Annotated in this window: 7 protein-coding genes; 1 reads left to right on the top strand and 6 read right to left on the bottom strand. The window is 66.6% G+C overall.

Translation table 11 applies throughout. The features are described from left to right. Nucleotides 1-2: 2 nt before the first annotated feature. A complete protein-coding gene (locus QZ670_RS03555; RefSeq protein ID WP_294252337.1) occupies nucleotides 3-1,760 on the top strand; it encodes a chloride channel protein in 1,758 nt (585 codons plus the stop codon). 40 nt (nucleotides 1,761-1,800) lie between these two features. Here the strand turns inward: QZ670_RS03555 and QZ670_RS03550 are convergent, their stop codons facing one another. From QZ670_RS03550 to QZ670_RS03525, 6 genes are all read right to left on the bottom strand, one after another. Beyond that, nucleotides 1,801-2,424 carry a superoxide dismutase gene (locus tag QZ670_RS03550; protein ID WP_294252335.1) on the bottom strand — a complete coding sequence of 208 codons (624 nt, stop codon included), beginning with the start codon at nucleotides 2,422-2,424 and terminating at the stop codon, nucleotides 1,801-1,803. A gap of 102 nt (nucleotides 2,425-2,526) precedes the next feature. Further along, entirely contained in the window at nucleotides 2,527-3,882 is a 1,356-nt protein-coding gene (locus QZ670_RS03545; protein WP_294252333.1) for a family 43 glycosylhydrolase, read from the bottom strand. Then, nucleotides 3,879-5,426: an alpha-L-arabinofuranosidase C-terminal domain-containing protein gene (locus tag QZ670_RS03540; RefSeq protein WP_294252402.1), complete on the bottom strand. Its 1,548-nt coding sequence runs from the start codon at nucleotides 5,424-5,426 to the stop codon at nucleotides 3,879-3,881. The genes QZ670_RS03545 and QZ670_RS03540 overlap by 4 nt, the downstream gene beginning before the upstream one ends. Then, on the bottom strand, nucleotides 5,426-8,677 hold the full coding sequence (locus QZ670_RS03535) for a glycoside hydrolase family 2 TIM barrel-domain containing protein (RefSeq protein ID WP_294252331.1): 3,252 nt from the start codon (nucleotides 8,675-8,677) through the stop codon (nucleotides 5,426-5,428). The genes QZ670_RS03540 and QZ670_RS03535 overlap by 1 nt, the downstream gene beginning before the upstream one ends. 81 nt (nucleotides 8,678-8,758) lie before the next feature. Beyond that, complete coding sequence (locus QZ670_RS03530; RefSeq protein ID WP_294252329.1) at nucleotides 8,759-10,264, bottom strand: tryptophan halogenase family protein; 1,506 nt, start codon at nucleotides 10,262-10,264, stop codon at nucleotides 8,759-8,761. Between the two features lie 102 nt (nucleotides 10,265-10,366). Next, on the bottom strand, nucleotides 10,367-13,153 hold the full coding sequence (locus QZ670_RS03525; protein ID WP_294252327.1) for a TonB-dependent receptor: 2,787 nt from the start codon (nucleotides 13,151-13,153) through the stop codon (nucleotides 10,367-10,369). Nucleotides 13,154-13,337: the final 184 nt, after the last annotated feature.

Genomic DNA, 13,337 nt, shown 5'->3' with positions numbered 1-13,337 from the left:
GCATGGGCCTGCCGCGCCACCCGGCGACTTTCCACGCGGTGCGCGCGGCGAACGGACTGCGCCGGCAGATCCGCTCGAACACGCTGCTGTTCCTGGTGCTGGCGATGGGCGTCGGCGCGGTCGCCAGTCTGGCCGCCATCGCGATCGGGCAGAGCGCGCGCGGCATGCAGCGGTTGCTGTTCGGGCTCGCGGTAGGCGAGCATCTCAGCGCCGCCAGCCATATGGCGCCGCTGCGGCTGCTCGCCCTGCCGGTGGGCGGCGCACTGCTCGGCTGCACGCTCTGGCTGCTGCGCCGCCGCAAGACGGTCGACGTGGTCGAGGCCAACGCGCTGCACGGCGGCCGCATTCCTGCGCGTGATACCGCAACCGTGGTCGGCCAGACCTTGCTCTCCAACGGCTTCGGCGCCTCGGTGGGGTTGGAGGCCGCCTATGCGCAGGCCGGCGGCGGGCTGGCCTCGCTGCTCGGTCAGCGGCTCAAGCTGCGCCGCGCGGACCTGCGCACGCTGATGGCGGCGGGGGCCGGTGCGGGCCTGGGCGCAGCGTTCGGCGCACCGCTCACCGGCGCCTTCTACGCGTTTGAGATTGTGCTTGGAGCCTACACGCCGGCGATCGTCGCCCCGGTGGTGCTCGCCTCGCTGACCGCCGCGACCATTGCCCGGACGCTGGGCATTCACCCCTATGTGATCAGCGCGGGCGGCGCGCATGCGATCGGCACCGCCGACTATCTCCTCTATGCGCTGCTCGGCGTGCTCTGCGCCGGCTTCGGCATTGCGCTGATGCGGCTGGTGGCGCTGGTCGAGGCCGGCGTCCGCCGCAGCCCGATCCGGCCCGCCTGGGCGCCGCTGATCGGCGGCGTGCTGATGATCCCGCTCGCCCTCCTCTCCCCGCAAGTGCTGTCGAGCGGGCACGGCGCACTGGACATCAACCTCGCCGCGACGGCGACCCTCGCCTCGCTGGGGCTGGTGATCCTGCTCAAACTGCTCGGCTCCGCGGTATCGCTCGGCTTCGGCTTTCGCGGCGGGCTGTTCTTCGCTTCGCTGTTCCTCGGCGCGCTGATCGGGCGCTTCTATCAGCTGACGCTGGCCGAAGTCCCGGGCCTCCACCACCTCGCGCCGGACGATGCGGCGGTGGTCGGCATGGCGGCGCTGGCGGTGGCGGTGGTCGGCGGGCCCATGACGATGTCGCTGCTGGTGCTGGAAGTGACCCACGACTTCAGCATTACGGGCGTCACTATCGCCGCGACGCTGATCGCCAGCACGATCGTGCGCGAGATGTTTGGCTACAGCTTCTCGACCTGGCGCCTACACCTGCGCGGCGAGACGCTGCGCAGCGGCCGCGATGTGGGCTGGGTCCGCGCGCTCACCGCCGCACGGATGATGCGCCGCGACGTGGCGACCATTCCCGCGGAGACCGACATCGCGACCTTCCGCGCGCGCTTCCCGCTGGGCTCAACCAAACGGGTCGTGCTGCTCGACGGCAAGGGGCATTATGCGGGGATCGCCGAGACCGCGGCGGTATGGAGTCCATCCGCGGATCAGGCGGAGCGCATCGGCAGCATGGCGAAGTTCGTGGACAGCGCGCTGTCTCCCGACATGACGATCGCGGAAGTGCTCGAAGCCTTCGACGCGAGTGTGGCGGACGATCTGGCGGTGTTGTCGAGCGACGGGCAGGTGCTGGGGCTCATTACCGAGAGCCATGCGCGCCGCCGCTATGCCGAGGAGCTGGAGAAGGCCCAGCGCGAATTGTACGGGGAAAGTTGATCCCCCCGCCCGGATACCGGGCGGAGGGATTGACAAGGCCTCAGCCCTGCTGGTCGGCGCGGCTCGCGCCTTCGCCGTCGAGGTTCTGGGCAACGAATTGCCAGTTTACCAGCTTGGTCAGGATGGTGTCGACGAACGACGGACGCGCGTTGCGATAGTCGATGTAATAGGCGTGTTCCCACACGTCGATCGTGAACAGCGGCTTCACGCCGTGCGCGACGGGCGAGTCGCCGTCATGGAACGAGGTGACCTTCAGCGTGTCGCCGTCGAGCACCAGCCAGCCCCAGCCGCTGGCGAAGTGGCCGACCGATTCCGCCTTCAGCTTCTCGAGCAGCGCTTCGTGGCTGCCGAAGTCGCGGGTGATCATCTCGGCCAGCTTGCCGGTCGGCGCCGCATAGTTCGGCGTCAGGCACTGCCAGAAAAAGCTGTGGTTCCAGATCTGCGAGCTGTTGTTGAACAGGCCCTTGTTGCCCTTTTCCTTGGCGTAGGCGATCACCTCGGTGAGCTTCTTGCCCTGGAGTTCGGGGATGTCGGCGACCAGCTTGTTGCAGTTGTCGACATAGGCCTTGTGGTGCTTGCCATGGTGGAAGTCGAAGGTCTCGGCCGACATGTGCGGCGCGAGCGCGTCCTTGGCGTACGGCAGTTCGGGAAGTTCGAAGGCCATGTCATGCTCCTCTTGGAATTGGAAAGCTTGTCCGCCCGCCTAACGCATGGGACGGCCTCGCGCCGCAACATTTTTTGTTTCGCCCCTGATCGATACCGCCGATCAGAAGAGCTGCCACTCCCACACGCCGGCGTTCGCAGGCACGCGCAGGCGGAGATAGCGGGCGGAGACGGCCAGCGGCAGCGTGATCGGCGAGCCGCCGGCGCCGGGTTTGGACGCCACGTTCCGCCAATGCGTGCCATCGGCTGACGCCTCGATCGCCACGTCATAGGGGCGGTTGGCATATTCCATGCGCAACTGGGCCGTGCGAACCGTGCGTACCCTGCCGAGATCGGCGACGAGCAACGGCGCTGTGCCGGGCGCCGGGCGCCAGAGCGTCGCGTAGTTGTCGTCCCCTGCCCGCTCGGCACCGTGTACCGCATCCGCAGACGCGCCCTTTAGCGTGACCGGCAGGCCACGCATGCGGCGGGCGACAAAGCCGGTAACCGCACTGCCATGGCTCGGCGTGACCTTCGCGATAGTGCCATCGGCATGGATCGTCAGCGGATCGACGGCGATCTGGCGCAGCGTCGCATCGTCGCCCGGCCGGGGCCAGGGCAGCGACTGGCGGTGATAGAGGATATAGGGCTGCTGGTCGACGCGGAAGATCGCGTGATGGCCAGGGCTGATCACGTCCTTGGCCCTATCGGTGGACAGGATCGGGCTGTCCGGTCCCTCGCGGAACGGCCCGAACGGCGTGTCGCCGATCGCGTACCGCACCTTGTACGTGTCCTCGGTCGTCTTGCCGTCGCTATAGGTGAGGACGTAGTGCTTGCCCGCCTTCACCAGGAACGGGCCCTCGAAATAGTTAGCGGGGGTGACGTCCTTGGGCTCGCCATCGAAGGTCACCATATCGGGCTTCAGCTTGACGACGAAGCAGTGGCCGTTGGTCCAGTTCAGCCCCGAACCCCAATACAGATAGGCCGTGCCGTCCTCGTCGATGAAGGCCTCGGCATCAATCATGTGATAGGCGGGGGCGAAATCCTTGGCGATGAGCGGCTTGCCGCCGTTCGCATCGGCCCAAGGCCCGGCAGGCGACGGCGCGCTGCCCACCCACACCTCGGATCCGACCGAGACATACATGTACCAGCGCCCGTTCTTGGCCTTCACGACCGAGGGTGCCCAGACCTTGGAGTCCCCCGAGGTCGGGCTGGTCGCCGCCGCCTTGGTCGGCCAGGCGGGTGTGGAGAAGGTCCAGTCCCGGCCGTTGGCAGAGGTCCACATCCCCAGCGTGTCGGCGCCCCAGGGATCGATGGTGGCGTAGATGTACCATTTGCCGCCGTCATGGACGATCGACGGATCGGCGAAATAGCCGGGGAGCAGCGGGTTGCCGTCCCCCGGCGTATCCCACTTCAGGGCCGGGGCGTCGGCGGCGGCGAGCAAGCCCGCCGCCACCATCAGAAGAACCGCCTTGCTCACTTGATGTCGAGCATCACGATCGCCTTGGCGGGAACCTGCACCGTCAGGGTACCGCCCGAAAGCGTCGCGCCGGTGAATGCCGCCGGCTTCACGACGTCGGGCGCCTTGAAGTCGTTATGCGCGTCCATCGTCGCGCCGGTGAGGAGCTTGCCGGTCACCGCCGCGCCGGTCACGCCCTCCAGCTTCACGCTGACGCTCGCCGGCTGGTTGGGATCGACATTGACCAGGCCGACATGGACCACGCCGTCCGTGCCCCGCACAGCGCTGGCGCTCACCGCGCGCATCGTCCACTGGTCCTTGTTGTACCAGCGGGACTGCACGTCGACCGGCAGCACCGTGCCGTCCATATAGTCCTTGTACAGGTCGAACGCCCAATAGGTCGGCGTCTTCACCATCTTGGCGCCGTCGGTCAGCAGCATCGCCTGGAGCACGTTGACCATCTGCGCGATGTTGGCGCCGCGCACGCGATCCGCATGGCGCGCGAAGATGTTGAAGTTGAGCGCCGCGACCATCGCGTCCCGCAGGCTGTTCTGCTGGTAGAGGAAGCCCGGATTCGTGCCCGGCTCCACATCATACCAGGTACCCCATTCGTCGACGAGCAGCGCGACGCGCTTGGCGGGATCATATTTGTCCATGATCTTGCCGTGCTCGGTCAGCAGCTCGTCCATCTTGAGCGTCTTGGAGAGCGTGCGCGCCCAGCTTTCCTCGTCGAAGCCGAGGGCGGCACCCTTCTTCTCCCACGGGCCCGGAACCGTGTAATAATGCACGCCGATGCCGTCGATCTGGTCGCCGGCCTTGCGCATCATCACCTCGGTCCAGTTATAGTCGGCGGTGTTGGCGCCGCTGGCGATCTTCATCAGCTTCTGCCCCTCGGGGACCTTGAGGAAGGTCGCATAGCGGCGCGTCACATCGGCGGCATATTCCGGATGCATGTTGCCGCCGCAGCCCCACAGCTCGTTGCCGATGCCGAACATCGGCAGCTTCCACGGCTTCTCCCGGCCATTGGCGCGGCGCTGGTTGGCGATGGTCGACTGGGTGGGAGAGGTCATATACTCCACCCACTCGGCCATCTCGCTAGGTGCTGCCGAACCGACATTGCCCGAGACATAGGCCTCGGCGCCCACCACCTCGGTGAAGTCCATGAACTCGTTGGTGCCGACGGCATTGTCCTCGGTCACGCCACCCCAGTTGGTGTTGACCTTCACCAGCCGCTTAGACTTCGGACCCACGCCTTCGCGCCAGTGATATTCGTCGGCGAAGCAGCCGCCCGGCCAGCGGATGACGGGAACCTTGATCGCCTTGAGCGCGTCGATCACGTCGCGGCGGAAGCCCTTCACGTTCGGGATCTTGCTGTCGGTGCCGACATAGAGGCCGCCATAGATGCCGGTGCCGAGATGCTCGGCGAACTGGCCGAACAGGCGCTTGTCATATTTCGGGCCGGCCTTGTCGCCATGCACCGTCACGGCATCGCCGCCGGTCTGCGCCAGCGCCGGCAAGGCGGGCATGGCGGCGATGAGCGCGATCGCGCTGATGAGGCTTCGCATCATTCTTTCTCCGTCGCGCGCGCCGGGCGCGCCTTGGCTGGGGTAGTGCCCTCGCCCGCGAACGGGGTTAGGCGGAAATGGATCGAGGTGGGCACCAGCTGGGTGCGGTATTTGGGGAGCGGCTTGCCGAACTCGCTCCACTGGGTGTCGCCGCCGACGCCCCATTGCGCGGCATCGATCAGCAGCGTGCCCTGGGCCTTGGGCACCACGTCGGTGCTCTTCCAGGTGCCGGGTTCGTGCCGGTCGAGATCGGCATAGGGGAAGGCGAGCGCGTTCATCATCAGCGGCGTATCGCCCTGCACCCGCAGGCCGGCACCGCCGCCGATCAGCTCCATCCAGCGGACATCGACCTTGTTGCCGGTCTCCTGCGGGCGGATGTAATCATGGTTCTGCTCGGCGATCGCGCCGCGCCATAGCCCGATCGGGGCCGAGGTCTTGCGGTCGACATAGCTTTCGTGCGGGCCCCGGCCATACCATTCGACGGTCTTGAGGCTGCCCGGCGTGGTGAAGGCGAGGCCGATGCGGAACGGCGGCGGCAGCTGGCCGGATACCGGCTCGAACCTGCCGTCGACCGCGACCGAGCCATCCCCGGACATCCGATAGACGCTGGTGAAGCGCACCGCGCCCGCGCCCATGGTGTAGGCGACGCGCACCTCGGCGCCGTCCTCGCCCAGATCCTGGACCTGCACCGAGGATACGGTGCGTGTCTCGCTCATCCCCTTCCAGGCGGCGAGCTGCTTGTCGGTGCTGATGCCGATGTCGTTGTCGGTCACCGCGCGCCAGAAATGCGGTGCGCCGCCGCTGAGCAGCGTCTTGCCCCTCGCGGCATAGCGATCGACCAGTCCGGTCGCGCGGTCCACCACCAGCGTGGCGCCGCCGGCGGAGAGGGTGATCGCCCCCTGCCCGTCCTGCGTCGTCACCTTGCCCCTGGGCGCGGCGACCTCGGCCGTGCGATAGGCCGGATCGAGCGCGAACTGCTCCCAGCCGATCACCGTCCCGCCCGGCACCAGCGGCACGGCATCCGGCTTGGCACGGGCGCGGATCGTGACGAAATACTCGGCACCGGGCTTGCGGGGGATGCCCGCCAGCGGCAGCGCGATGGTGCCCGCGCCGTGCGCCGCCACGTCGGGCGTGGCCAGCGCGCCGCTCGCCACCGCAACGCCATTCTCCTGCACTTCCCAGTCGAAGGTGAAGCCGGACAGGTCGCGGAAGTCGTGGCGGTTGCGCACCGTCACCGTGCCGCCCGCGGCATCGAAGCCGTCGAACTGGATCGGCGCATAGACCTTGCGGAGCTCGTAGAGCTGCGGGTTGGGCGTACGGTCCGACTGGAGCAGACCGTCGCCGAACTCGATGTCGCCGCCGGGGTTCGGGCCATATTCGCCGCCATCGCCCCAATAGCGCCGCCCGTCCTTGGTATAGCGGTACATCGACTGGTCGACCCAGTCCCAGGCGAAGCCGCCCTGCAGCTTGTTCGGGTGGGCGTAGATGGTGTCCCAATATTCCTTCAGATTGCCGCCCGAATTGCCCATCATATGGGCATATTCGCACTGGATCACCGGCTGCTTGAAGTTCCAGTTGGTGGCGTAATCCTCCAGCTTCACCGCCGGATCGTACATCGGCGCGTAGATGTCGGCATAATAGTTGGGCCGGTGGTCCTGGATACCGTCCCAGGTACCCCAGCCGAGATAGGAGACCAGCCGGCCCGGATCGACCGCCTTCGCCGCTGCGGCCGCCGCCTCGAAGTTCGGCCCGATGCCGGCCTCATTGCCCAGCGACCAGAAGATCACCGAGGGGTGGTTCTTGTCGCGCTGGACCATGTTGACCACGCGGGAGACGTGTGCGTCCTTCCACGCCGGATCGAATCCCACCTGGAGTTGCGAGCGGCGTTCGCCATGCTTGTTGGCATAGTCCATGTACGCGTGGCTCTCGATGTTCGCCTCGTCCATCACATAGAGGCCGTAGCGATCGGCGAGCTCGTACAGATACGGGTCGTTCGGATAGTGCGAGGTGCGGATCGCGTTGATGTTCGCCCGCTTCATCAGCTGGATGTCGTGCTCCATCGACGCGCGGCTGACGACGTGGAAGGTCTCCGGATCATGTTCGTGGCGGTTGACGCCGCGGATGGTGATCGGCTTGCCGTTGACGCTGACCAGCCCATTGCGGATCTCGACGGTGCGGAAGCCGATCCACTGCGGGGTCGCCTGCACGACCTTGCCCTCGGCATCGACCAGCTCGACGAGCAGTGTGTAGAGATTGGGCGTCTCGGCAGTCCAGGGGCGCACGCCGGGCACATCGGCGGCGAGCGTCACCTTCTGCGCCGCACCGGCGGGAAGCTGCGTCTCGCGGACCAGCACCTGCGTGTCGCCATCGAGCAGCGTCATCCGCGCGGTGAGCGGCGCGGTGCGATCGGTCAGCGTCAGCTCGGTCGAGAGCTTGCCGTCCTTGTAGGCGGCGTCAAGCCCGGCATGGACGAACAGGTCCGCCACGCGCGCCTTGGGTGCCGCCGCCAGATAGACCGATCGCTCGATGCCCGAGACACGCCAGAAATCCTGGTCTTCCAGATAGCTACCATCGGACCAACGATGGATCTGGATCGCGATGGTGTTGCGGCCGGCATGGACCAGCTTGGTCACGTCAAACTCGGAAGGCAGCTTCGAGTCCTGCGAATACCCCGCCTCGACCCCGTTCACCCACACCTGATAGGCCGAACCCGCCGCGCCGATGTGCAGGATGACGTCCTGCCCCGACCAGTTCGCCGGCAGCTGCACATCGCGGCGATAGGAGCCGACCGGGTTGGTCGCGTGCGGGATCAGCGGGCGGTTGGCCGGGAAGGGATAGGTGATGTTGTTGTACCGCGCCTGGTCATAGCCCTCGGCCTGCCAGTCGGCGGGAACCTTGATGCGCTTCCACTTGGCGACGTCATAGTCGGGCTTCTCGAAGCCGTTCGGCACCGCGTCCGACGAGGGCGAGAAATGGAACGACCATTGGCCGTCGAGCAGCAGGTAGCGGCTCGACTTGGCGGGGTCGCCCGCCAGCGCGGCGGCGCGGCTCTCGTACGGAAAGTGCGTGGCGCTGGCCGGCATCTTGCCGCGCGCGAACACCGCCGGGTTCTCCCAATCGGGGCGGCGCGGATCGACCTGCACCGGCTGGACCTGCGGCGCGTCGCCGATCTTCGGCCCGTCCTGCGCCATTCCCATGCCGGAGGCGAGCGCAACCGTCCCCACCGCCGCCAGCAACCCGAACTTGTTCACGCTGATTCCTCCCGCCCCATGAGTGCATACTGCAAAGGCTGATTGTTTCGGTCAAATTTCTCGGAGTAATTTCCGTGTAATTTATCGTTGCAGCGCCCCGCTCTCCTGCAGGAAAGCCTCGTGCGTCGGCATGCGCGAGGCCGCCAGCGCCGTCACCTCGGCGATCCGGGCCAGCCGCGCCGCCGCCTCCTCGCGCGGCATGCCGTCGGCGATCGGATCGTAACCGCTGGGGTCGATCCCCTGCCCGTGCAGCACCGCCAGCCAGCTGGTCTTGGAGAACAGCTCGTCCGCCTCGCGATAGAGCCGGCCGCTGGCCCGGTAGATGGCGATGCGATCGGCCAGCGTGTCGGGCAGCTCCATGGTGCGCAGGTGCCGCCAATAGTCGGTGTCGTCGCGCGCGGTGGCGTGGAAGTGGAGGATGAGGAAGTCGCGGATCGTCTCGAACTCGGTCGCCATCAGCCGGTTGTAGCGGCGGATGTCGGCGGGCGTGCCGCCGCCGACCGGCAGCATCTCCAGCAACCGCGCGATGCCCGCCTGGACGAGATGGATGCTCGTCGATTCGAGCGGTTCGAGAAAGCCGCTGGCGAGGCCGAGCGCGACGCAGTTCTTCTCCCAGAAGCGCGCGCGACGCCCGGCTTGGAAGCGCAGCAGCCGGGGTTCGGCGAGCGGCGTGCCCTCGAGGCTGTCGAGCAGCTGTGCCTCGGCCTCGGCATCCGAGCAATGCGCGCTCGCATAGACCAGCCCGTTGCCGACGCGGTGCTGGAGCGGGATGCGCCACTGCCACCCCGCCTCCCGTGCGGTGGAACGGGTGAAGGGCGAGCTGCCCTCCGGGCCCAGCGTGCACGGCACCGCGATGGCGCGGTCGTTGGGCAGCCACTGCGCCCAATCCTCGAACGCCACGCCCAGCGTCTCGCCGAGCAGCAGCGAACGGAAGCCCGAACAATCGATGTAGAAGTCGGCGGCGATCCGCGTGCCATCCTCCAGCACCACGCCGGCGATCGCGCCATTCTCGCCCCGCTCGACCGTGACGATCCGGCCTTCCTGCCGCCGCACGCCCCATTGCTCGGCCTTTCCGCGCAGGAAGCCCGCATAGAGCCCCGCATCGAAATGATAGGCATAGCCGAGATGGGTGAGCGGGTTGTTGCCGCTGGTCGCCGGTCGCTGGAACCTGCCCAGCCGCGCCGCCGCCGCGCAGATCGAATAGGCCTCCAGCGGCGCCGCCTCGCCCGCAAGCCGCGCGCGCTGCCACAGCGCCTCGAACGGGATCGCGCCGAAATCGATGCCGTGGATGCCGAAGGGATGGAAGTAGCGCGTGCCCTGCGCACGCCAGTCGACGAACTCGATGCCGAGCTTGGCCGTGCCCTTGGTCGCGCGGAGGAACTCGGCCTCGTCGATGCCGAGCAGCGCGTTGAACGCCTGGATCGGCGGGATCGTCGCCTCGCCCACGCCGACCGTGCCGATCGCCTCGGACTCGACCAGCGTGATGGCGATGGCGCGCGTGTCGAGCACCCGGCCGAGCGCCGCCGCCGCCATCCAGCCCGCAGTGCCGCCGCCGATGATCGCGACATGCGAAAGCGGCGCGCTCATGCTGCGCGCCGCCCGTTGAACGTCGAAAGGTGGAAAGCCGTCACCCCGCGCCATGCTCCGATCAAAGAGGGCAGGAGCAGCCGCCTGCCCCGGCCCACAGGGTCAATAGGTCGCGCGCAGCGACAGGCCGAAGCGCCGGTCGTTGAGCTCGTAGCGCAGCGGCGCGGCCGGCGTACCGATGTAGATCCGGTTCATCCGGTTGTTGAGGTTCACCACGTCGGCCGAGATCGCCACCTGCTTGGTCAGGTTCACGCTCACCGAAGCGTCCAGCGACGCGTAGGGCGCGGCATATTGCGGGATGCCGTTGGCGCCGCTGCCCTGGGTCTGGTCGAGATAGCTCGACCGCCAGGTCCACGCCACGCGCGCGGTGACCGGGCCCTTCTCGTACAGGCCGACGATATTGTAGCTGTGCTTCGACAGCTTCTCCAGCGGCAGCTGCTGCGACACGTTTTTGCCTGCCAAGGCAAAGGGGTTGGTCACACTGGAGTCGACATAGGTATAGTTGGCCTGGAGCCCAAGTCCGCTCAGCGGTCCCGGCAGGAAGTCAAAGAACTGGTTGTAGCCAATCTCTACGCCCTTCACCGTGCCGGTACCCGAATTCACCTGCGTGGTAATGTCGTAGGTCGTGCCGTTGAACACGCCGGTGACGATACCGCTTGCCAGGAAACCGTTGACCTTCTTGTAGAAGAGCCCACCGGTCAACGAGCCGGTCGGCGCGAAGTACCATTCCGCGGTCACGTCGAAATTGTCCGAGCGGATCGGATTCAGCTGCGGATTACCCGAGCTGGCGCTGGGATGGCCGGTGGCCGGGTTGATCTGGTTCGGGTTGTTGAGCGTGAGGTTGGTGGAAAGCTGGTCAAAGTTCGGGCGCGCCAGGCCCTTCGAATAGGCGAAGCGCATCTGGAAGCTGTCGGTCAGCTTGGCGCGAAGGTTAAAGCTCGGCAGCGCCTTGGTATAGTCCTTGCTCACGCTGATCGGCGCCGAGGTGCCGTCATTGTTGAACTGGGTGCCGATTGACGTCGTCTTGGTCTTCACCACGCGGACGCCGACGCCGCCGTCGAACGCGATGCCACCCAGCTCGAAGCCGTAATCGGCGATCGCCCAGCCGGTATAGGTCTTCTCGGTCTGGCTGTTGAGATCGCCAGGCTTGAAGCTGTCCTGGGTCTGCGCGCCGAGCAGCGCGTACAGCGCCTTGGTCTGCGCCCAGACGCCGTCGCCCGCCGGGAAGGCCGGATAGAGCAGGCCACCCTTCACCGTGTTGCCGTCAAACCAGTTCTTGGACGGGCCGGGCATGGAGAGCTGCGGATTCTTGCTGAGCGGCACGAGGGGCGTACCGGTCGGCGCGCCGCAGTTCGGATCGGCACCGAGCGACGTGACGCACACGCCGTGCCAGGTGCCGCGCAGGTCGATGCTGTTGTCGGCATAGCGTGCGCCGGCACGCAGCTTCTTCAGCAGTCCGCCCTCGACGTCATATTCGATGTCGCCCGCGAAGGCCCAGGTGTCGGCATCGTTCCGCTGCAGCGAGTCCGCGATATAGGGCGTGGTGTAGTTGGCCGGGTTATTGAGCACCCCCTGCTCGCGCACATCCCATCGCGGGTATTTGCCGCGCAAGTCGAAGTCGACACTGACCGGATGCGGCGCGCTAAGGGCGTCCTGCCCCGAGCGGTTGTAGAGCGACAAGACATGGCCGTTGCGATCGGCGTTATAATACGAGGTCAGATACTGCGCATCGAGATTGACCTTCAGCCGCTCTGTCGGCTTCCATGCCGCATTGAGCGTGAAGTTCTTACTGCCGCTCCACAGCTGCTGGTCATAGCGACCGGTTTCGAACGTTTGCGGATATAGCGTGCCGCTGGTTGCATAGCCTTCGTTGTTGAAGGTGAAGGCTGCACCGGGCGCCGGCGCCGTGCCATACGAGATAACCTTGTTATCCGGGCCGTAGACGTTCGAACGATTGTTATAATCGTAGAAATAGGCGCCGGTGCGATTGAACCAATATTTGGTTACCTGTGCCTGCGCGGTGACCAGCAGTGCGTCGCTCGGCTTCCACTGGATCGCGCCGGCGACGCCCAGCCGCTTGCGATCGCCGCTGTCGTCATAGATTTCCGGGCCATAGGGGATCTGCGCGTTGGCCGGCGCCCCCGCGATCGATCCGGGCTGCGCTTCCGCGAACGGACCGATCAGCAGGCCGTCCTGGCGGTAGCGGCTCTTCGAATAGACCGCGTTGATCAGCACGCCGATCTCACCCTCGCCGGCCTGGAAGCGGTTGCTGTACAGGCCCGACACGGCATAGCCCGGCTTGTCGATGCGGTCGTAATAATTGCCGCGGATCGTGGCGCTGATCACCTGGCCAAGGGAGTCGAACGGCTTGCGGGTGCGCAGGTTGACCGCGCCGCCGACGCCGCCTTCAATGATGTTGGCAGGCGCGTTCTTGTAGACGTCGATGCCCGAGAGCAGTTCCGGCGGCACGCCTTCGAGGTCGAACGCACGCCCGCCCGAGGCCGAATAGACCGCACGGCCGTCGAGGAAATTCTGCACCTGGGTAAGGCCGCGCACGGTGATCGCCGGCTGGGTGCGGTGGTCGAAATCGGTGGCGCCTTCGCCGTAGCGGCGCTGGATCTGCACGCCGGTGATGCGCTGCAGCGCCTCGGTGGTGTTGGCGTCGGGTAGCTTGCCGATGTCCTGCGCCTGCACCGAATCGACGATCTGATCGGCGTTGCGCTTCAGCGCCGCGGCCGAGCGCAGGCTCTCGCGCACGCCGGTGACGACGATATCGTCTCCGCTGCCGCCCGCCGGCGCGCCGTCCTGCTGGGCAAAGGCCGGCGCGACCCCGCCGGCAATTGCCAGCGCGAGCGCCGAGACGCCGAGCAACGAAGTACGATGGTGCATTCTCATGACAAACCTCCCCAAATCCGCTGACCCGAAATGCCGCATCTCCGTGCGGTGGCGGCCAGTTGTCTGACAACATATCCTGTCGTATTTGTAAGACAAGTGCTTTTCGCGCGGTGTGATTTGGGCTGGCGCAGCGTCTGAACTGGCTTCAAAATCGCCTCACCACACGGGGGCAAACCAT

The sequence above is a fragment of the uncultured Sphingomonas sp. genome (assembly GCF_913774285.1).
In the GTDB taxonomy this organism is placed as follows: Bacteria; Pseudomonadota; Alphaproteobacteria; order Sphingomonadales; family Sphingomonadaceae; genus Sphingomonas.
The sequence above is the reverse complement of the archived record's forward strand: the minus strand, read 5'-3'. Positions and strand labels throughout refer to the sequence as shown.